At 67.6% G+C, this 20,044-nt stretch carries 22 protein-coding genes and 3 tRNA genes; 19 read left to right on the top strand and 6 right to left on the bottom strand.

Features of this window, described 5'->3' with window-relative positions:
* Window positions 1-103 precede the first annotated feature (103 nt).
* Both GJV80_RS21640 and GJV80_RS24400 read left to right on the top strand, forming a co-directional pair.
* Window positions 104-760, top strand: a complete 657-nt coding sequence (locus tag GJV80_RS21640; protein WP_154689673.1) for a glycosyltransferase family 2 protein — start codon at window positions 104-106, stop codon at window positions 758-760.
* Window positions 757-2,109, top strand: a complete 1,353-nt coding sequence (locus tag GJV80_RS24400; protein ID WP_230207925.1) for a DUF2064 domain-containing protein — start codon at window positions 757-759, stop codon at window positions 2,107-2,109. Before GJV80_RS21640 ends, GJV80_RS24400 begins: the two co-directional genes overlap by 4 nt.
* Window positions 2,110-2,478: 369 nt before the next feature.
* Here GJV80_RS24400 and GJV80_RS21655 read toward each other — a convergent pair whose 3' ends face one another.
* Entirely contained in the window at window positions 2,479-3,642 is a 1,164-nt protein-coding gene (locus tag GJV80_RS21655; protein ID WP_154689674.1) for a molybdopterin-dependent oxidoreductase, read from the bottom strand.
* Between the two features lie 115 nt (window positions 3,643-3,757).
* Here GJV80_RS21655 and GJV80_RS21660 point away from each other — a divergent pair, with 115 nt between their 5' ends.
* On the top strand, window positions 3,758-5,098 hold the full coding sequence (locus tag GJV80_RS21660) for a glycosyltransferase family 87 protein (RefSeq protein ID WP_195909067.1): 1,341 nt from the start codon (window positions 3,758-3,760) through the stop codon (window positions 5,096-5,098).
* Here the strand turns inward: GJV80_RS21660 and GJV80_RS21665 are convergent.
* Both GJV80_RS21665 and GJV80_RS21670 read right to left on the bottom strand, forming a co-directional pair.
* Window positions 5,058-5,489, bottom strand: coding sequence for a pyridoxamine 5'-phosphate oxidase family protein (locus GJV80_RS21665; protein WP_154689676.1), 432 nt, complete (start codon window positions 5,487-5,489; stop codon window positions 5,058-5,060). The two genes, GJV80_RS21660 and GJV80_RS21665, sit on opposite strands and share 41 nt — an antisense overlap.
* 129 nt (window positions 5,490-5,618) lie before the next feature.
* Entirely contained in the window at window positions 5,619-6,485 is an 867-nt protein-coding gene (locus GJV80_RS21670) for an NAD(P)-dependent oxidoreductase (RefSeq protein WP_154689677.1), read from the bottom strand.
* Window positions 6,486-6,577: 92 nt separating this feature from the next.
* On the opposite strand from GJV80_RS21670, the gene GJV80_RS21675 reads away from it, so the two are divergent.
* The 8 genes from GJV80_RS21675 (at window position 6,578) to treZ (ending at window position 11,385) form a co-directional block, all read left to right on the top strand.
* Window positions 6,578-6,650 (top strand) — tRNA-Thr (locus tag GJV80_RS21675).
* A 66-nt stretch (window positions 6,651-6,716) separates the two neighbouring features.
* Window positions 6,717-6,789: transfer RNA gene (locus tag GJV80_RS21680), tRNA-Met, on the top strand.
* Between the two features lie 40 nt (window positions 6,790-6,829).
* Window positions 6,830-6,997 (top strand): 50S ribosomal protein L33, encoded by a 168-nt coding sequence (gene rpmG / locus GJV80_RS21685; protein ID WP_154689678.1) that lies wholly within the window; start codon window positions 6,830-6,832, stop codon window positions 6,995-6,997.
* A 53-nt stretch (window positions 6,998-7,050) separates the two neighbouring features.
* Entirely contained in the window at window positions 7,051-7,725 is a 675-nt protein-coding gene (locus GJV80_RS21690; RefSeq protein WP_195909068.1) for a sirohydrochlorin chelatase, read from the top strand.
* A gap of 9 nt (window positions 7,726-7,734) precedes the next feature.
* A complete protein-coding gene (locus GJV80_RS21695; protein ID WP_154689680.1) occupies window positions 7,735-8,154 on the top strand; it encodes a MaoC family dehydratase N-terminal domain-containing protein in 420 nt (139 codons plus the stop codon).
* The gene (locus tag GJV80_RS21700; RefSeq protein ID WP_154689681.1) at window positions 8,151-8,570 is read left to right on the top strand and encodes a MaoC/PaaZ C-terminal domain-containing protein; all 420 of its coding nucleotides are present in this window, start codon (window positions 8,151-8,153) and stop codon (window positions 8,568-8,570) included. The genes GJV80_RS21695 and GJV80_RS21700 overlap by 4 nt, the downstream gene beginning before the upstream one ends.
* Window positions 8,567-9,610 carry a UDP-N-acetylmuramate dehydrogenase gene (locus tag GJV80_RS21705; protein WP_154689682.1) on the top strand — a complete coding sequence of 348 codons (1,044 nt, stop codon included), beginning with the start codon at window positions 8,567-8,569 and terminating at the stop codon, window positions 9,608-9,610. Before GJV80_RS21700 ends, GJV80_RS21705 begins: the two co-directional genes overlap by 4 nt.
* Window positions 9,607-11,385, top strand: a complete 1,779-nt coding sequence (gene treZ, locus GJV80_RS21710) for a malto-oligosyltrehalose trehalohydrolase (RefSeq protein WP_230207926.1) — start codon at window positions 9,607-9,609, stop codon at window positions 11,383-11,385. Before GJV80_RS21705 ends, treZ begins: the two co-directional genes overlap by 4 nt.
* Window positions 11,386-11,388: 3 nt before the next feature.
* Here treZ and GJV80_RS21715 read toward each other — a convergent pair whose 3' ends face one another.
* Window positions 11,389-12,921, bottom strand: a complete 1,533-nt coding sequence (locus GJV80_RS21715) for a long-chain fatty acid--CoA ligase (protein WP_154689683.1) — start codon at window positions 12,919-12,921, stop codon at window positions 11,389-11,391.
* Window positions 12,922-13,013: 92 nt separating this feature from the next.
* Between GJV80_RS21715 and GJV80_RS21720 the strand changes: the two genes are divergently transcribed.
* The 3 genes from GJV80_RS21720 to GJV80_RS24700 all read left to right on the top strand — a co-directional run bounded on the left by GJV80_RS21720 (window position 13,014) and on the right by GJV80_RS24700 (window position 15,606).
* Window positions 13,014-14,288, top strand: a complete 1,275-nt coding sequence (locus tag GJV80_RS21720) for an aminotransferase class I/II-fold pyridoxal phosphate-dependent enzyme (RefSeq protein WP_154689684.1) — start codon at window positions 13,014-13,016, stop codon at window positions 14,286-14,288.
* Window positions 14,289-14,351: 63 nt separating this feature from the next.
* On the top strand, window positions 14,352-15,017 hold the full coding sequence (locus tag GJV80_RS24695; protein WP_255455502.1) for an MFS transporter: 666 nt from the start codon (window positions 14,352-14,354) through the stop codon (window positions 15,015-15,017).
* Entirely contained in the window at window positions 14,902-15,606 is a 705-nt protein-coding gene (locus GJV80_RS24700) for an MFS transporter (RefSeq protein WP_255455503.1), read from the top strand. The genes GJV80_RS24695 and GJV80_RS24700 overlap by 116 nt, the downstream gene beginning before the upstream one ends.
* Before the next feature lie 89 nt (window positions 15,607-15,695).
* Here the strand turns inward: GJV80_RS24700 and GJV80_RS21730 are convergent, their stop codons facing one another.
* Complete coding sequence (locus GJV80_RS21730) at window positions 15,696-16,196, bottom strand: DinB family protein (protein ID WP_154689685.1); 501 nt, start codon at window positions 16,194-16,196, stop codon at window positions 15,696-15,698.
* 369 nt (window positions 16,197-16,565) lie between these two features.
* Between GJV80_RS21730 and GJV80_RS21735 the strand changes: the two genes are divergently transcribed.
* The 5 genes from GJV80_RS21735 (at window position 16,566) to rplA (ending at window position 19,555) form a co-directional block, all read left to right on the top strand.
* Window positions 16,566-16,638, top strand: a tRNA-Trp gene (locus tag GJV80_RS21735).
* A gap of 71 nt (window positions 16,639-16,709) precedes the next feature.
* Window positions 16,710-17,258, top strand: coding sequence for a preprotein translocase subunit SecE (gene secE / locus GJV80_RS21740; RefSeq protein WP_154689686.1), 549 nt, complete (start codon window positions 16,710-16,712; stop codon window positions 17,256-17,258).
* On the top strand, window positions 17,258-18,247 hold the full coding sequence (gene nusG, locus GJV80_RS21745; protein WP_154689687.1) for a transcription termination/antitermination protein NusG: 990 nt from the start codon (window positions 17,258-17,260) through the stop codon (window positions 18,245-18,247). The genes secE and nusG overlap by 1 nt, the downstream gene beginning before the upstream one ends.
* A gap of 90 nt (window positions 18,248-18,337) precedes the next feature.
* Complete coding sequence (gene rplK, locus GJV80_RS21750) at window positions 18,338-18,769, top strand: 50S ribosomal protein L11 (RefSeq protein WP_154689688.1); 432 nt, start codon at window positions 18,338-18,340, stop codon at window positions 18,767-18,769.
* A gap of 84 nt (window positions 18,770-18,853) precedes the next feature.
* Window positions 18,854-19,555, top strand: a complete 702-nt coding sequence (gene rplA / locus GJV80_RS21755) for a 50S ribosomal protein L1 (RefSeq protein ID WP_154689689.1) — start codon at window positions 18,854-18,856, stop codon at window positions 19,553-19,555.
* 82 nt (window positions 19,556-19,637) lie between these two features.
* On the opposite strand, the gene GJV80_RS21760 is transcribed toward rplA, so the two are convergent.
* Window positions 19,638-20,003, bottom strand: coding sequence for a helix-turn-helix domain-containing protein (locus tag GJV80_RS21760; RefSeq protein ID WP_230207927.1), 366 nt, complete (start codon window positions 20,001-20,003; stop codon window positions 19,638-19,640).
* Between the last annotated feature and the right edge of the window lie 41 nt (window positions 20,004-20,044).

The following is a 20,044-nucleotide window of genomic DNA, read 5'->3' on the forward strand; positions in this document are numbered from 1 at the left end:
GCCGGGCAGCGGATCGGATCGACCCGGCCACAGCCGATCACGTAAGCGAACCGAAAGCGTTTGATCATGGTGGATTCCGCGGCAGCTGTCTAGGTTCGCGGACATGGAATCGGTGCAGGTCGTTCTGCCATGTCTGAACGAGGCGGCTGCCTTGCCGACGGTGCTGGCGTCGATCCCGTCCGGCTACCGGGTGCTGGTCGTCGACAACGGCTCGGTCGACGCGACGGCCGAGGTCGCCCGGGAGTTCGGCGCCGCGGTGGTCTCCTGCCCGACCCGCGGCTACGGCGCGGCCTGCCACGCCGGACTGCAGGCGGCGACCTGCGATGTCGTGGTGCTGATGGACGCCGACGGGAGCCTCGACGGCGGTCAACTGCCCCGGGTCGTCGACCCGGTCCGCGACGGACGCGCCGACCTGATGATCGGCAGCCGGCGTCCGGTCGATCACGCCGCCTGGCCCTGGTGGCTGCGGTTGGCCAATGCCGAGCTTGCCCGGGAACTGTCGATCCGCACCGGTCAACGGATTCGTGATCTTGGTCCGATGCGCGCGGCACGCCGGGAACGACTGCTGTCACTCGGCCTGCAGGACCGGCGCAGCGGGTATCCGGCCGAGACCGTGGTCGCCGCGGCGGACGCCGGCTGGTGGATCGGCCAAGTGGAGGTGGACTACCGGCCGAGGATCGGACGATCCAAGGTGACCGGTACGCCGATGGGTGCGTTTCGTGCTGTCCGCGACCTGCGCGCTGTGATGGCGGCACGATGACCGCCGTCACCACAGGACTCGGGGCGCCGTTCGACGACCTCGGGCCGGTTCGACGGCCGGTCGACCGGGCGGAAGTGATCATCGTGCTCGCGAAGGAGCCGCTGCCGGGCCGGGCCAAGACCCGACTGCAGTCGGAGTTCACGTCCGAGCAGGCGTCGGCGCTGGCCGCTGCGGCACTGACCGACACGCTCGATGTCGTCCGCGCAACGCCGGTGCGGCGCAAGATCCTTGCCTGGGAAGGGGACCCGGAGCATTGGGGGCGAGGCTTCGAGCTGATCGACCAGGGCTCGGGTGGTCTCGCCGACCGGCTCGGACGGGCTTTCGATCATGCGCTGGCCGACGCGGCCGACGCACCGACCCTGCTGATCGCGATGGACACTCCCCAGGTGACCCGGGAACTGCTGGCGACGTCCTGGGACGGGGCGGACGCGGTGATCGGTCTGACGGAGGACGGTGGCTACTGGGCCATCGGGTTGCGACGTGGCCCGGCACCCGAGGTGTTCGCATCAATACCGATGTCGACCGACCGGACCGGCGCAGCGCAGGTCGCGCGCCTGCTCGATCTTGGATACCAGGTCAAACTGCTGCCGCCACTGCGTGATGTGGACACTCCCGATGACGCGGAACGGATCGCTGCCGACCGTCCTCATCTCGGCTTCTCCCGGCTGTATCGGCAACTGATCACCGATCGTGACGCGACGGCCGGCGCCTCGGTCGACCTGCACCGGATCTTCGACCACGCCTACCACGGCAGGTCTCTTGAGGCGAAGACCGTCGACGGCGTCGATCCCCTCCGGATCGCTGCGGATCTGTGGCATCGGCCGGCCGACGCCGTCGACCGGCTGGTCGTCGCGCGCTGCCAACCACCGGTCCTCGACCTGGGCTGCGGCCCGGGCCGGATGGTCGCCGCGCTCACCGAATCGGGACGCTCCGCGCTGGGCGTGGACGTGTCCTCTGTTGCGGTCGGGGCCAGCAATCGCCGTGGTGCCCCGACCCTGAGACGGGACCTCAGCGGCCCGCTACCGGGGGAGGGCCGCTGGGGGACCGTGCTCCTGATGGACAGCAACCTCGGCCTGGGTGGCGATCCGGACCGGCTGCTGCGCCGTTGCGCTGCTCTCGTAGCGCCCGGTGGCCTGATCATCTGTGAGACAGACCCCGAGCCGTACGCCGACGAGACGCATCGGGTGCTGCTCCGCGCTGGCACGGCCTCGGGACGGGTCCGCTGGGCTCGGATCGGCATCGAGGCGCTGGCCGCCCGAGCCCGCCGGCACAACCTGGTGGTCGCCGAACGCTGGTCAGCCGGCGGCCGTACTTGCCGCGCTGCGCACGCTCTAGCAACTCGGCGATGATCACGGCAAGCACGGTGATCCCGCCGGTGATCAACAGCGCCGGCAGCGGCGGCGTGACCTCAGCGGTGGGATTCTTCTGATGAGCGCGGGCACCGACGGCGATGGCGGTGATGATCACCAGGCTGCCGACGGCAAGCAGTCCGGTCCGCAACGGCATCCTGCGGTGGTGCGGTAGCCGGCGTAGGACGAGGTGACCCAGCAGCAGGCAGAGCGGCATCAACACCAGGTCGTTGATCAACCACGCGGACAGCCCCCAGCGCGCCAGCCGGAACCAGTCGGGAATGCTGACCCTGGTCAGCACCAGGAACAGTCCGTAGGCCACCGCGCACCCGCCGAGCACGGCGAGCGCTGCCCGGACGATCGTAGTGGTCACAGCACCTCCAGCCGCTCGACCCACTTGGTCTGCAATGCACCTAGCCGGTTGGGTGCGATGACCCGTGCCGGGAACCCATGATCGGGATGCAGCGCCTCGCCGTTGATCGTGAGGGCAAGGATGCTGCGATCGTCCTCGACGAAGTCGGCCGGCAGGATCGTCTGCGCATAACGCGATCCGCGTTCCAGCGAGACGACCCGTACGCCCTGATCACCGCCGCCGACCAGTTCGATCAACTCCCTGATCCGCACTCCGGACCACTCGGCTCCGATGCTCCAACCCTCGACACAAGCGATCGGGAGCCTCACGGTCGTCTGCGGCATGGCTGCAAGCGTTCCACGATCGAGTTCCCGGCGTCGGATCGGACCGGTGATCGTCAGGGACCAGTCGGCAAGCCGATCGGTCACCCCGGCCTGCGCCGCTGTGCGGTTGGCCGGAACGCCCTGCAGGTTCACGGCCCGCGGACGACGCGGGGCCAGGAACGCCAGCCGGTCCAGCGGCCCGATCGTCTGGCCGACGCTGAACAGCACCAGCCCGCCGGACACCCCGAGCACCCCGCCGACGAAGCCGCGCCGACTCGTCGGGCGGTCGGCACGTTCCCGCCCGGCGCGGGGCCGGCGAACCGCCCGGGCGATCGTCGGCAGCTTGGTGGCGACATGGATCAAGATCGCACCCATCGCGATCCAGGCCACCGCATAGTGGACCGGGACGAAGTCGAACCGGAAGATGTACCACTGGAAAACATTGAAGATGCCGGTGGCGACCTGCACGATCCCCGCTGCGGTGAGTACGCCGACCAGCAGTCTGTCGGCCGCGAACCGGACCATCGTCGTCCGCTTGCCGCTGCCACCCTCCGGTCGGGTGAGGATCCGCGGATACGCGGCGAAGATCTTGGCCAGCAGCAGCGGCAGGCACGCGATGCCGGTGGCCACATGGATGCCTTGTGACAGTCGGTAACCCCAGACCGGCCAGGGGCGTAGCAGTATTCCGGAGGTTGCCTGGGCGTTGTGGCTGATCAGTCCGGTGAGGAAACAGATGCCGAAGGCCGGGCCGAGGAACACGCCGATCCGGGCAACAACCGCGGTCGTCTGGACATCTCCGGCAACGTTGCCCGGTTCGGGGATTCGGCGTAGCACGGTCTGCAACGGCCACTTGATCATGACGGCGAGACTAGGGAACGTTCGGCCCGGCCGACATAGCCACAACGCTTACCGAACGGCTACGGATCCGTCCCTGCGGTGGTGGACCGCCGATCGGCTGGCAGAGCGTGATGTCGTGAGTTCTGTCGCCACCAAGGCCCCGTCTCCGACGACCGGCCGACCCATCGGGCTCCGGCTGCGGATCGTGGCGGCTGTCGTAGTCGTCATGCTGGTCGACGGGTCGATCATCGGGCTGCGGGAGTTCCAGCACGGCCGGCTCGGTCTTCTGGTTGCAGTGCTGGTTTTCGGGCTGCTGGGGATCTGGTGCCGCGGTGTGCTCCCGGCGCTGCGGCTACGGACCGTCGCGGTGATCTGCGCCGTGGTCCAGTTGCCGGGGCTGTTGTCCCGCCCGCTGCTCAGTGACGATTCCTACCGGTACGTCTGGGACGGCCGGGTACAGCTGGCCGGCGTCGACCCGTACCGCTATTCACCGATCAGCCCGATGCTCGCGCCGTTGCGGGACCCGCTGCTGTTTCCGCCGGGCCACGGTTCGGGTGTGGTGAACACGGTGATCAACAGGCCGTGGGCGCACACCATCTATCCGCCGATCGCCGAGTTGTGGTTCACCGTCCTTGCGGCCGTGACGCCGTGGTGGGCCGGGACGCTGGGACTGCAGATCGCGTCCGCGCTCGCTGTCGTGGCCACCACCGTGCTGATCGGCCGGGTGCTGATCCGGACCGGTAGCCATCCGGGTTGGGCCTTGGCCTACGGCGCCTGCCCGGCAACAACGATCGAGGCAGCCAACGGAGCCCACGTCGATGTGTTGGCCGCTCTACTGCTGGTGATCATGGCATGGTCGGTGATCACCAACAGGCACTGGCTGGCGGGAGTGATGTTGGGCCTGGCGGGCGGGGTCAAGCTGGTGCCGATGTTGCTGGTGCCGATCTTCCTCCGCCGGCAACCGGTGAGAACGGCGGCAACCTCGGTGGCCACGTTGCTGACCGGCTACCTGCCGCACATCCTGGCCGTCGGCAGCCTGGTTTTGGGTTATCTGCCTGGATACCTCAACGAGGAAGGCTTCGACGGACGCCGCCGGTTCGCATTGTTGATCTTCCTCCCGGAACCGGCCCGGTTGCCGGTCGCCCTGGCGATCGCGGTCGCCTTGGCGGTCGTTGCGATCCTCCGCTCGCGCCGTGACCTGGTGCTGGTCACCTGCTGCTGGCTGTACGGCGCCGCCTTCCTGGTGGCGACACCCACCTACCCCTGGTATCTGCTCCCGGCGATGGTGCTCGTCGTGATGGCCCGCCGCTTCGAATGGCTGATGCTGTGGCCGGCGGCCTATTTCGGCTTCCTGCACGATCGTGAGCCGGTGCTGCAGACCATCGGCTATGGAATCGCGCTGATCGTGATGCTGGGCACCGGATGGAGGCGGCGGGTCAGAACGACTCCGGATGCCGGCGGATCCGCCGACCGGTGATCCTGGTGATGTTGATCTCGATGGCCAGCTGCCGCCGGCCACCGTCCCAGGGCACCACCAGGTCGGCCCAGTCCGGCTGGTGTCCGCCGTCCTGGGCCGCCCGGGTGATGCCCTGCACCAGCACGCTGTCACCTTCGCTGCGTACTTGATCAAGGCAGTCGACCTCGAAGGCGACCCGGGTCGGCCGGCAGAGCTCGGCCAATCTGCTGTTCTCCGAGGTGCGGAAGCCGATGATCGCGCCGGCGTAGACGTACGCGATCGGAAGGATGATCTGTCCGGAACCGGCCGCCCACCCGATCCGACCGACCGACTCGGAGGCGAGCAGCGCACGGCAGTCGTGCCGGTCCAGGGTGCTGCTGAACGTGCGGGGGCGGTGCGGGACGGTGGTCATGACCCCACCCTAGGAACGCCGGCCGCGACCCACACGGTTCGACAGTCCCGGACGGATCGGGCCTTTGGTCACAGTCCGAGGGGTCCACGCCCTGATCGCTTTGGGCTGATCGCTCTCAGCTGATCGCTCTCAGCTGATCGCTTTCAGATGATCGCTGTCACGCCAGCTGTAGCTCGGCGTCCAGCCGAACAGGGTCCGCATCTTCCGGCAATCGAAGGCCGACTGCGGGTCCTGGTAGTCCTCGACGAACTCGGCGTAGCCGTCGTAGTACTCGGCCATCAGGTCGCGCAGCCCGCGACGCGCTCTGGTGTCGGCGGCAGCGATCAGGCACACCTCGTGCCCGGTGCTTGTCCCTTCCAATGCCGCCAGGTAGGCCGTACCGACATCGCGGGCGTCGATGTAGCTCCAGAAGTTCGCCATGTTCCGGGCCGGGTCGGCCCACTCGGCGGGGAACCGTCGGTAGTCGTCGGGGGAGATGACGTTGTTGATCCGCAGACCCACCCACGCGGTCGCCGGATGGGCCAGGGCCAACGAGTCGACGATCACTTCGCTGATGAACTTGCTCAGCGCGTACGCGTTGGGCGACGGGCGACGCTCGGACTCGTCGAACGGGATCCGTCGGGGGACGACCCCCGCGGTGAGCAGCCCGGTGGCCATCTCGCTCGACGCGTACACCACCCGCGGGACGCCGAGATCACCCGCGGCCTGCAGCAGGTTGTGGGCGCTGAGCACGTTGTTGTCGAAGACGTCGATCCTGGCCTGGCCCGCGGGAGCCGGATTGGCGGCGAGATGGGCGATGCCATCCGGCCGGAACTGGGCCAGCGCGTCGTACACGCGTCCGGCGTCGGTCAACTCGACCCGGCAGAACTCGCCGGGAAGATCCAGATCGGGCCGCCGGACCAGATCGAAGTTGACGACCTGGTGCCCGGCGGCCGCGAGCTCGCGGACCACCCACTGACCTGCTTTACCGTTACCTCCGGTGACGACGACACGCATTGGCCTCTCCTGTCTTGTTCCGATTCGCGTTGGGCCAGAGAGATTGTGTATCTTTGTGCGTCGGCGCGGTTCGTTGGGCCGGCCGAGGACAGGCCCCTATAGCTCAGTCGGTAGAGCGTCTCCATGGTAAGGAGAAGGTCTGCGGTTCGATTCCGCATGGGGGCTCGGCGGTCACACCCACGGGATGGCCAAGCTGGAAACCGAGGCGAGACCAAGGCGAAGACAAGCCACGGCGGGATAGCTCAGACGGTAGAGCAAGCGGCTCATAATCGCTGTGTCACGGGTTCAAGTCCCGTTCCCGCTACAAAGAGACCACACGGACACGAGGCACGAGGACAAGGGCAATGGCCAAGGCATCAGACGTTCGGCCGAAGATCACGCTCGCCTGCACGGAGTGCAAGGAGCGGAACTACCTGACCAAGAAGAACCGGCGGAACGACCCCGACCGGATGGAGCTGAAGAAGTTCTGCCCGCGTTGCGGCAAGCACACCGCCCATCGCGAGACCCGCTGACCAGCGGCTCGTCAGCTCCGACCGGTTCCCGACCAGATCGGGAACCGGTCGTTTTGCTTGCCCACGGCAGCCGGCATCCGCAGGGCGTCGCCTCGATCGAACGCCTGCGGGACGCTGTCGCCGCGCGATCCGGGCGTTCGGTCCACGCCGCCTACCTCGATCTCAACCAGCCGGACCTGACAGCCGCCGCCCGGCAGATCGTCGCCGCCGGACACCGCCGGGCAGTCGTCGTCCCGCTGCTCTTCACCCCGGCGTTCCATGCCCGCACCGACGCCCCGGCGACGCTGACCGCAGCCAGGGCGGCCACCGGCCTCGACCTCCGGCGCGCCGACATCCTCGGCACTCCCGATGCGCTGCTCCCGGTCCTGATGGAGGCCGCACGCAGCGCGGGCATCCCGGACACCGGTGAGCTGCTGCTGGCATCGGTCGGCTCGTCCCGACCCGAGGCCAATGCGGAGGTTGCTGACCTCGCGGAGCGGCTCGCTGCGCTGCGCGGCGCTCCGGTCCGGGCCGCCTTCGCCACTTGCGCCCCGCGAGTGTCGGACCTGGTGGCAGAACTTGGCTGCGCCGGTGTGTTGGCCCTGTTCGTCGGACACGGCCTGCTGCTGGACAAGGTCCGTGCCGCCGCCGCGGAGCGCGGCCTGCCGACCTCGCAGCCGCTGGAGGACAAGCTGGTGCCCCTGGTGCTGGAGCGAACCACGGCGGTACCGCATGCCACAACTAACTAGAGTTCAGCCATGATCTCGGAGAGCCACGCGGGCCGCAGCTACCCACCGACCGAGCCGTACGAGGTCACCCGCGCCAAGATCGCCGAGTTCGCGGCGGCGCTCGGCGACGGCAATCCCGCCTACCGGGGTGACGAACCGATCGCGCCGCCGACCTTCGCCGCGGTGATCGCCGGACAGGCGTGGCAGGCGCTGTGGCAGGACGCCGATCTCGGCCTCGCGCTGGAGCGCATCGTGCACGGCGACCAGCGGATCAGCCATGCACGACCGCTCCGCGCCGGCGACACGGTGACGGCGACCCTGACCATCGACAAGGTTCGCGTTCGAGGATCCGTCGACATGATCAACTCCAGTGTCACGCTGGCCACTTCGACCGGCGAGGTGGTCTGTACGGCGTCGTCGACCTTCCTGCACACCCGGGAGCAGGCATGACCGCCATCGAACTGCCGGTCGAGATCGGCACCGAGCTGCCGACCTTGGTCGTCCGGCTGACCCGGGAGACCCTCGTCCGCTATGCCGGAGCGGCCGGGGACTTCAACCCGATCCACTACTCCGACTTCCATGCCAGAGCGCTCGGTCTGCCCGGGGTGATCGGCCACGGGATGCTCACCATGGGCCTGGCGTTGCGGGCCGTCACCGACTGGGCCGGCGATCCAGTCCGGGTCCGCGGCGCCTTCGTCCGCTTCACCCGCCCGATCCAGGTTCCCGACGACGAGGCCGGCGCCGAACTGGTCGTCACCGGTAAGGTCACCAAGATCAACGACGGTGTCGCAACGATCCAACTGGACGCCCGGCACGGAGACGACAAGGTGCTCGGCATGGCGACCGCCGAGGTCGACGTCTCATGACTGCGGTCGCCCAGTCGGGGGTACAACTGGCCGAACTCACCACCCTCCGGGTCGGAGGACCGGCAGCGAAGCTGATCACCGTGACAACCGAGGCCGGGCTGGTCGACGCTGTCCGGCAGGCTGATGCCGCCGGTGAACCGCTGTTGATCGTCGGCGGCGGATCGAATCTGCTGATCGGCGACGACGGCTTCGACGGCACGGTGATCAAGATCGACACCCGCGGCGTGCAGGCCGAGGTCAGCAGCTGTTCGGGTGCGATGGTCACCGTCGCCGCCGGCGAGCCGTGGGACGAGCTAGTCGCCCGGACCCTTGCCGAGGGCTGGTGCGGGCTGGAGGCGCTGTCCGGCATCCCCGGTCTGGTCGGCGCGACCCCGATCCAGAACGTCGGCGCCTACGGCGCGGAGATCAGCCACACACTGGCCTCGGTGCGCACCCTCGACCGGCGGTCCGGGCAGCAGAAGACCTTCGCCGTCGGCGATTGTGGCTTCGGCTACCGGTGGTCACGCTTCAAGGCCGAGCCAGGCCGGTACGTGATCCTGACAGTCGCCCTGCAACTGCCCATCGGTGAGCTGTCCGCGCCGATCGGTTACCCCCAGCTGGCGCAGACCCTCGACGTGCCGCTCGGCACCCGGGTCGACGCTGCGACCGTACGGGATGCGGTACTCGACCTGCGCCGGAGCAAGGGCATGGTGCTGGATGATGATGATCATGACACCTGGAGTGCCGGATCCTTCTTCACCAACCCGATCCTTCCTGCCGGAACCGACGAATTGCTCCCGCCCTCCGCTCCGCGCTACCGCCAGCCGGACGGCAGTGTCAAGACCAGCGCCGCCTGGCTGATCGAACAGGCAGGCTTCGGCAAGGGCTACGGAACGCCGCCGGCCACCCTGTCCGGCAAACACACGCTGGCCATCACGAACCGTGGCGGCGCGACCGCCGACGACCTGTTGCGACTGGCCCGGACGATCCGGACCGGCGTACACGACCGGTTCGGCATCGAACTGGTTCCCGAACCGAATCTGGTGAACTGCATACTGTGATCACTCCCGAGACACTCAGCCTTTGGGCGCCGCGACCGCAACGGGTCACGGCGGTCGCGAACGGGCACCGGATCGAACTGGTGCGAGACGAGAACGACTGGTGGCGGCCGGCCGAACTGCCGGCGGAGCTGACGGACCGGGTCGGCGGCGAGGTCGACTACGGCTTCCTGCTGGACGACGATCCGACGCCGCTGCCCGACCCACGCTCCCGACACCAGCCCCACGGCGTGCACGGGCTGTCACAGAGCTACGACCCGTCCGGATTCGCCTGGCATGATCAACTCTGGACGGGCCGGCAGTTGGCCGGCACGGTGATCTACGAGCTGCACGTCGGCACCTTCACCGGCGAGGGCACGCTCGACGCCGCCATCGCGCACCTCGACCACCTTGTCGATCTTGGCATCGACGCCGTCGAGCTGATGCCGGTGAACGCCTTCAACGGCGAGCACAACTGGGGTTATGACGGTGTCGGGTGGTACGCCGTGCAGCACAGCTACGGCGGCCCCCGGGCGTACCAGGAATTCGTCGACGCCTGCCACCAGCGGGGGATCGCGGTGATCCAGGACGTCGTCTACAACCATCTCGGCCCGAGCGGGAACTACCTGCCCCGGTTCGGACCGTACCTGTCCGAGGGGCGGGGGAACACCTGGGGAGACTCGATCAACCTGGACGGCCCGGACTCCGACGAGGTCCGCGCCTACATCATCGAGAACGCGTTGATGTGGCTGCGCGACTACCATGTCGACGGGCTCCGACTCGATGCCGTCCACGCCCTGGTCGATAGCCGGGCCCAGCACATCCTGGAAGAACTCGCGGGAGAGGTCGACGCGCTCAGCGCACACCTGCGGCGGCCGTTGACCTTGATCGCCGAATCCGATCTCAACGATCCGCGGCTGATCACCCCGACCCAGGCCGGCGGCTACGGCCTGACCGGTCAGTGGAGCGACGACTTCCATCACGCCCTGTACGCCGGCCTGACCGGTGATACCAGCGGCTACTACGCCGACTTCGGTTCGCCGTCGGCGCTGGCCAAGATCATCGAACGGGGCTACTTCCATGACGGGACAGGCTCATCGTTCCGCGGCCGGAGTCACGGTCGCCCCCTTGATCAGGAGCGCACCGCCACCTGGCGGCTGGTGGTGTGCTCCGACAACCATGATCAGATCGGCAACCGGGCAGCTGGGCAACGGCTGTCGTCCATGGTGGACCACCGCCGGCTGCAGCTCGCCTCCCTGGTCACCCTGCTCGCCCCGTTCACCCCGATGATCTTCATGGGCGAGGAGTGGGGAGCCTCGACGCCCTGGCAGTTCTTCACCAGCCATCCCGAACCCGAGCTGGGCCGGGCCGTGGCCGAAGGGCGACTGCAGGAGTTCGCCGGGATGTCCTGGGACACCTCGTCGGTTCCCGATCCCCAGGACCCGCAGACCTTCCTGCGTTCCAAACTCGACTGGTCGGAGCCCCGGACCGGTGAGCACGCCGAACTGCTGGCCTTCACCGGGCAGCTGCTCCGCCTGCGCCGTGAGCTTCCCGACATCACCGACCCGCGCTTCTATCGCTCCACCGCGACGGCCGACGACGTTCATCGGACCCTGACGGTGCGGCGCGGCGAACTGGTGATCGTGATCAACTTTGCTGACACGGAGAACAGTGTCCAGCTCGGCGCGCCGGTCGACGGAGAATTGCTGACCGTCGGCGAAGCGGTGTTCGACAACGCCCGGAGCGTTCGCCTCGGCGCGCACAGCGCCCTGGTCGGGTCGGTCGGGCAGCCGCTGTGACGGTCAGTTGATCTTGATCTCCCGCTTCAGCACCTTGCCGGTCGGGCCCTTGGGGATCGCACCGAATTTCACGATCCGCGGGTACTTGTAGGCCGCGATCCGTTCCTTGGTCCACTCCCGGATCTCGTCCTCGGTCACCTCGGCGTCGGGCTTGAGCGTGATCAGTGCGGCGATCTCCTCGCCGTGTTCCGGATGCGGTACGCCGACCACTGCAGCCTCGGCGACGGCCGGATGGGTGAAGAGCAGTTCCTCGACCTCCCGGGGATACACGTTGTACGCGTTCCGGACGATCATGTCCTTGACCCGGTCGACGATGAAGAGGAAGCCGTCATCGTCCAGCCGGCCGAGATCACCGCTGTGGAACCAGCCGTTCCGCATCGCCTCGGCGGTCGCCTCCGGCTTGTTCAGGTAGCCCTTCATGATGTTCTCGCCGCGGATCACCACCTCGCCGACCTCGCCGGCCGGCAACTCCAGATCGTCCGGGCCGACCACTGCGATCTCCACACCGTGGATCGGGATGCCGACCGACCCGGGCTTGCTGGGCCGGTCCGGGTGGTTGAAGGTCGCCACCGGAGACGTCTCGGACAGCCCGTACCCCTCCAGGAGCTTGAGATCGAAGGTCTGCTCGACCCCTCGCAGCACCTCGACCGGCAGCGACGACCCGCCCGACACGGCCAGCCGGAGGCTCGACGTGTCGTAGGACTCCTTGTCCGGCACGGCGAGCAGGGCCATGTACATGGTCGGAACGCCGAGGAAGGTCGTCACCTTCTCCTTCTCGATGATCTTCAACGCCTCGACTGGATCGAACCTCGGCAACAGCGCCAGGCAGGAACCGCCGTAGACCGAGGTGTTCATCGCGCAGGTCTGGCCGAACGAATGGAACAGCGGCAGGCCGCCGAAGATCACATCGTCGGGCCCGCCGTGGAACAGCGTGTCGACACTGGTGATCACGTTGCTGCTGATGTTGTGCTGGGTGAGTTCGGCACCCTTCGGCCTGCCGGTCGTGCCCGAGGTGTACAAGATCACAACGGTGTCGTCAGGGTCCCGCCGGGTGATCTCGGTTCTCGGGATGTGGTCGGCGAGCTGTTGCTCGATCCGGCCAGGGACGAAGGTGATCACCTCGGTGCCGGTGTCCTTGGCGGCCTTCTCCGCCTCCGGCGCGAACATGTCGAGCACCACCGCGACCGACACCTCGGAGTCCTGCCAGACATAGCTGATCTCGCCGGCCTTGAGCAGCGGATTGGTCGGAACGACCACCGCGCCCAAGCGGAGGATGCCGTAGTAGGCGATGGGGAAGTAGGCGACATTGGGCATGATCAGCGAGACCCGGTCCCCGGCCTTCACTCCGTGGGCCTCCAGCAGCGCGGCGGCCCGGGCCGACGCGTCGTCCAGCCGGGCGTAGCTGATGGTCAGCTCACCCTGCTTGACCGCCGGAGCGTCCGGTCTGATCGCCGCTTGGCTGGTCAGCCAGGTCGCTATGTTGGCGTTGGACGTGGTGTCGGTCACGGTGCTACTGGATGCGTCATTGCCTGCCATGCGCGCACTGTAATGCCGTCCGAGCCTCCCCGGACGCGGACAGTTAGAATTCCTCGTCGGGTCACTGCCACCGAATCGAGGAATCCGTCACCATGAGCTTGGCCGAGCTGTCAGCGGCAGAACTTGCTGCCCTGGCCGAAGACCTGACCGCCCGCTACGCCGAGCTCAAGAGCGCGGGGTTGAAGCTCGATCTGACCCGCGGCAAGCCATCGGCCGAACAGCTCGACCTGTCCAACGACCTGCTGACGCTCCCCGGCACCGGGCAGACGACGTCGGCGTCCGGCACGGACGTCCGCAACTACGGGGGCCTGGAGGGGCTGCCCGAGATCCGGCAGATCTTCGGCGAGCTGCTCGGCATTCCGACCGAGCAGCTTGTGGCCGCGGACAATTCCAGCCTGTCGGTGATGCACGACAGCCTGGCCTTCGCCCTTCTGCACGGCCGGCCGGGCGGTACGCCGTGGGCCGGGCAACCGCACAAGATCCTCTGTCCGACGCCTGGCTACGACCGGCACTTCCATCTTGCCCAGGAGCTCGGCTTCGAACTGGTCCCGGTCGACCTCGGCACCGACGGTCCCGACCTGCAGACCATCAAGAGACTGGTCGCCGCCGACGAGGCGATCAAGGGGATCTGGGTGGTGCCGACCTACGCCAACCCGAACGGCGCCGTCTACAGCGAGGCGGTCACCCGTGAGCTGGTCTCGATGCCGACCGCCGCCGCTGACTTCACGATCCTGTGGGACAACGCCTACGCGGTCCACCACCTGACCGACGACGAGATCGCCGCCGTCGACGTGCTCGGGCTGGCGGCCGAGGCCGGGAACCCGGACCGGGTGTTCGTGTACGCCTCGACGTCCAAGATCACCTTCGCCGGCGCCGGTGTCTCCTTCTTCGGCGGGTCGCAAGCAATCGTCGGTTGGTACCTGGGCCACCTGGCCAAGCGGACCATCGGCCCGGACAAGGTCAACCACCTGCGGCACGCCCTGTATCTCAAGGACGCCGACGGCGTCCGTGCCCTGATGCGCAACCATCGGGCGATCATCGCCCCGAAGTTCGAGGCGGTGGAGAAGATCCTCGCCGAGCGGCTCGGGGCGTACGGTGTCGCCACCTGGACCGAGCCGCACGGCGGATACTTCATCAGCCTGGACGTTGTCGACGGCACCGCGACCGAGGTTGTTCGGCTGGCCAAGGAGGCCGGCATCGCGCTGACCCCGGCCGGCTCGGCCTACCCGTACGGCAAGGATCCGGCGGATCGCAACATCAGGATCGCGCCGACCTTCCCGCCGCTTGACCAGGTAGAGGCCGCGATGGACGGAGTCGCGACGTGCGTCCTGCTGGCCGCGGTCCGCAAGCAGCTCGACGGATCGTGATCGGGCGGGCCGATCGAAATTCGTGATCGGATAGCCGGCCCGCCCGGATAGGCTTCCGAGCTTGTGAGCGCTCTGGTCGAGGTCATCGTCCCCGCGCGGATGGGCCGGCGGTTCCGCTGGCTGCTCGCCTCGTCCTGGACCAGCAACATCGGCGACGGGATCGCCGTTGCGGCCGGCCCGCTGCTGGTCGCCTCGCAGACCGACTCGGCCTTCCTGGTCGCCCTCGCGGCCCTGGTCCAGAAACTGCCCTGGCTGGCCTTCGGGCTCTGGGCCGGCGCGCTGGCCGACCGGCTGGACCGGCGCAAGGTGGTGATGGTCGCCGACACCCTGCGCTCACTGGTGATCGCCGCCCTGTGCGTCACCATCTTCACCGGCAGGGTCAACATCTCGCTGGTGCTGAGCGCCATGCTGCTCTATGGGGTGGCAGAGGTCTTCGCCGACACCACCACCTCGACCCTGCTCCCGATGCTGGTCCAGAAGGCCGACCTCGGCACCGGTAACCAGCGACTCCAGGCAGGTTTCCTGACCTGCAACCAGTTGCTCGGCCCGCCCGTCGGTGCGTTCCCTGTTCGCCGCCGGAGCGGCCTGGCCGTTCGTGGTCCAGGTGGTCTGCGTGCTGCTCGCCGTGCTGTTGGTCTCCAAGATCGCCGCTTCCGGCGGGGAGACCGAACTGATGACCGGGGCCGACGCCACCGGCGAGCGAACCCATGTGCTCCGCGACATCGGTGAGGGGCTGCGCTGGATCGGGGGACATGCAGCCGTCAGGACGCTCGCCCTGGTGATCCTGGTCTTCAACGTGACCTGGGCGGCGGCGTGGTCGGTGCTGGTGCTGTGGTCGCGGGACCGGCTCGGGATGAGCGAGGTCGGCTTCGGGTTGCTGACCACCGGGTCGGCGGTCGGCGGCATCATCGGTACGGCGCTCTACGGGCGCATCGAGGTGCGCTTCTCCCTGGCCAACATCATGCGCGTCTGCCTGCTGCTCGAGGTGCTGACCCACGCCGCCTTCGCCCTGACCACGGCCGGCTGGCTGGCCATCGTGATCATGGTCGAGTTCGGGGCGTACGCCTTCGTCTGGGGCACCGTCTCCAACACCGTCCGGCAGCGGGCCGTCCCCCGTCGGTTCCAGGGCCGGGTCAGCGCCGTCTACATGATGTGCGTCTTCGGCGGGATCATCGCCGGGCAGGCGATCGGCGGTGGGATCGCCGAGAAGTGGGGTGTCGTGGCACCGTTCTGGTTCGCCTTCGCCGGCGCCGGCATCACCCTGGTGCTGGTCTGGCGGCAACTGACCAGCATCGCCCACGCCGAGTCCGACGACTGACCGCCGAGGGGTCACAAAATCACTCATTCGTGCGGCGTGTCGTGACCCCCGGGGTTCAGCCCCCTGCCGACGGAACTACCGGGGCAGGACTATTCGCCGGTGACCCCGTCGGCGAACTCCCGCAACACGTCGAGATGCCCGTTGTGCCGGGCGGTCTCCTCGATCATGTGCAGCAGGATCCAGCGCAGCGACATCTGCTCACCATGGGTCGGCGGGGCGGCTTCGACCGCGTCCAGATCCAGGCCGGCGACGATCCGCCGCGACCTCTCACACTGCTCCTGGTACTCGTCCACCAGACGGCCGAGCGGTACGTCGTCGACCATCATTTCGACGTCGGGGTGGCCGCCGTCGGTCCAGGGTCCACGATTGGGTCGGCCCAGCAGGCTGACCTCGAACCAGGAGTGTTCGTTCCAGCGCAGATGCGACACCAGGCCGGCGATCGTCATCAGCGGTGAGGGCAGGAACGCGCGGTGGGCGTCTGCCTCGGACAGGCCCTCGCACTTCAGCAGGACGGTTTCCCGGTGCCAGTCCAGCCGCTCGGTGAGCGCCGTTCGTTCATCGGGTCGTGGGTTGGTCTTCCTTCGCTTCACGTGTCATCTCCACAGACAAGTCGTCACAGACGAAGCGTCCCGCCCGTCCGGTCCGTGGGTCACCGCTGGTCGATACACGTCGATACGAGCGGTGTCGCTGAGAAGATCAGCGCGCTGGGGCAGGAGGGGACGCGGGCAACTCGGAACAGATCTTCGGGTCGAACATCGCGGACACCTCCTCTCGCCGGTCGGAACCGACCACGGCACGGCCAAGCTAGCATGAGGGTCGGCGGCCGGTCCCTGCTTTTCTTCCGGCTGAGACCGGCGAGTTCGCATCTGGGCGCCGGGTTGCGTACACTCTTCGTCTTGGTGGTTTCACCATGGTCGGTTGCGCCCAAGAACAGGGCTCGGCAGGCCGGAAGCTGCCGTAGGGCATTAGCTCAATTGGTAGAGCATCGGTCTCCAAAACCGAAGGTTGTGGGTTCGAGTCCCTCATGCCCTGCGCTAGGAGAGGTCCGCCTTTGGCAGTTCAGGCGAACGCGTGGGCACCGACCGAGTGAGGAATCGCAGAACGTGGCAGAAGAGAAGGACACCGATTCGGCACCCGACGAGGGTCTGACCGGATCCGACTCTGCCAACCCCCGAACCGACGGTGTGCAGGGCGAGTACGACGAACTCGACGCGCTGGACGACCGTGAGGGCGAGTTCGACGATTCCGCGGACGCCGACGAGGACGATTCGCAGCCTGACTCCGACGACGAGTTCGATGGCGACGACTTCGACGGGAACGGCGACCGGGAACTGGTCGGTGTGGGTGCGGCCAGCCGGTCCGGTTCGGCCTCCCGCGGCGGCCGTGATGTGGCCGAGTCCGGGGCAACCGGACGCGGCCGGAAGGGCCGGGCGACGCCCAAGCAGCGGGCCACTGCGGAGCAGGACCGGCGGTCGGGTCCGATCAGCTTCATCAAAGGCTCGGTGTCGGAACTGCAGAAGGTCGTCTACCCGACCTGGCCGCAACTGGCGAACTACTTCGTGGTGGTGCTGATCTTCGTCCTGATCATCATCGCGATCGTCGCCGGGCTGGACTACGGGTTCGGCTGGCTGATGCTGAAGGCGTTCACCTGATGACCGAGTACGACCACCAGAACGACCGCCAGAACGATCGAACAGACGACGGAGAGAGCGACGTGTCAGAGAACTTTCCCACGAACTCCGAGCCCAAGGACGAGGAGTCGCCGGAAAGCCCGCAGACCGCAACCGAGCAGCAGACCGCAACCGAGCAGCAGACCCCGACCGAGCAGCCGGGCGGTGCGGAGGAGCAGGACTTCGAGGTTGACCTCGGCAGCGACAGCTTCTCCGGCGGTGGCTCCGACGTCGACATCAATCTCGACTTCGGCGAGGGCTCGTTCGGAGAGTCCGACGCCGGCATCAACCTCGACTTCCGCACCGAGGCCGACGAGGCACAGCAGGCCGAGGAGGAAGAGGCGGCTGAGGACGCCGACGCCGCGGAGCAGGCCGCGCTGGAGGCGTTCCGCACCGAACTGCGCGCCAAGATCGGTGAGTGGTACGTGGTGCACACCTACTCCGGCATGGAGAACCGGGTCAAGCAGAACCTGGAGAACCGGGTGACCTCGTTGAACATGGAGGACTACATCCACGAGATCGTGGTCCCGACCGAGGAGGTCACCGAGATCCGCAACGGTCAGCGCAAGACCGTCAAGCGGACGACGCTGCCGGGTTATGTGCTGGTCCGGATGGACCTCACCGACGAGTCCTGGTCGACCGTCCGCCACACGCCGTCGGTGACCGGTTTTGTCGGGCACTCCAACAATCCGGTGCCGCTCGGGCTGGACGAGGTGGAGAAGATGCTTGCTCCGGCCGTCGTCGCGGCCGCGACCGCGAACAAGGAGGTCCCGGCCCGCAAGAAGAAGAAGGTCGAGGTCGCCGACTTCGCCCCGGGCGATTCGGTGATGGTGATCGACGGCCCGTTCGCCGGTGTGCACGCGACGATCACCGAGATCAACGCCAACGCGCAGCGGCTGAAGGCCCTGGTCGAGATCCTCGGCCGGGAGACCCCGGTCGACCTGACCTTCTCGCAGATCCAGAAGGTCTAGCCCCAGGAATTTCCCGTACGGCACCGGTGCTGTACCGGGTTGGAAGAGGCCGGGATCGTCCCGGCAAGTCATGAAGTAAGGACCCAAGTTATGCCCGCAAAGAAGAAGGTTGCGGCGCTGGTCAAGGTTGCCCTGCAAGCGGGCGCCGCGACTCCCGCACCGCCGGTCGGTACCGCGCTCGGTCCGCACGGCGTCAACATCATGGAATTCTGCAAGGCGTACAACGCCGCAACGGAATCCCAGCGTGGCAATGTGATCCCGGTCGAGATCACCATCTACGAAGACCGCAGCTTCACGTTCGTCACCAAGACCCCGCCGGCCGCCGAGCTGATCAAGAAGGCAGCCGGTGTCGCCAAGGGTGCCAGCAATCCACTGACCGGCAAGGTCGGCAAGATCACCGCCGCCCAGGTCCGTGAGATCGCCAACACCAAGCTCCCTGATCTGAACGCCAACGACATCGATGGCGCCGTCAAGATCGTCGAGGGCACCGCCCGTTCGATGGGTGTCACTGTCGAAGGCTGACCCGTCGCAGATCGCGTCCGGGATCGGCCGACCTGGGAGGGCCTCGCGCGGCCCGCACCAGAACTAGTTGAGAGGTAACTAGCCATGAAGCGCAGCAAGAACTACAAGGCAGCAGCAGAGCAGATCAACCCCGAGGAACTCCACGGCCCGGTTGACGCTCTGGTCAAGGCCAAGGAAGGCGCCTCCGCCAAGTTCGACGAGACCGTCGATGTGGCGATGCGGCTTGGAGTCGACCCGCGGAAGGCGGACCAGATGGTCCGCGGCACCGTGAACCTCCCCAACGGAACCGGCAAGACGGCAAGGGTCCTCGTCTTCGCCACCGGGGATCGGGCCAACCAGGCCAAGGAGGCCGGCGCCGACGAGGTCGGCTCCGACGAGCTGATCGAGAAGGTGGCCGGCGGCTACCTGGACTTCGACGCCGTCGTCGCCACCCCGGATCTGATGGGCAAGGTCGGCCGGCTCGGCCGGGTGCTCGGCCCGCGTGGTCTGATGCCGAACCCGAAGACCGGCACCGTAACGATGGACGTGGCCAAGGCCGTGTCCGATATCAAGGGCGGCAAGATCGAGTTCCGGGTCGACCGGCACTCCAACCTGCACTTCATCATCGGCAAGGCGTCGTTCAGCACCGAGCAGCTGACCGAGAACTACTTCGCCGCGCTGGATGAGGTGCTGCGCCTGAAGCCCAGCAGCTCCAAGGGCAAGTACATCAAGAAGGTGACCGTGTCCACCACGATGGGCCCGGGCATCCAGGTGGATCCCTCCGAGACGAAGGCGCCCGTCGCCTGAATCCCGGCCCACCGCCGCACCACCTAATGCAAGCCGCACCGTGTGTACACGGTGCGGCTTGCTGCATCTGGTGCGGCAACGGCTAGCGCGGCCTCGCCCCGGCGACGGTCGACTGGTAGTCGGCACCCCAGGCGTCGAGGGCGGTGACGATCGGCTCGAGGCTGCGGCCCCGGTCGGTGAGGGAGTACTCGACCCGCGGCGGCACCTGCGCGTACACCGTCCGGGTGACGATGCCGTCGGCCTCGAGTTCGCGCAGTTGACGCGTCAGGACCCGTGGGGTGACCGGGCCGACGGCGCGCCGCAGGTCGCCGAAACGATGGGTGCGCTGCAGCAGGTACTTGACCGCGGTCAGCTTCCAGGCACCGCCGAGCACGGCCATCGCCACCTCGACCGGGCAGACGTCGAGCGACCGCAGCACCGACGGTCGCGGGCCCCCATTGGTATCCAATTCGTCACTACCTGACGAAGTTGTGCGTACTTGCGCCATTT

The sequence above is a fragment of the Microlunatus sp. Gsoil 973 genome (genome assembly GCF_009707365.1).
GTDB lineage: Bacteria > Actinomycetota > Actinomycetes > Propionibacteriales > Propionibacteriaceae > Microlunatus.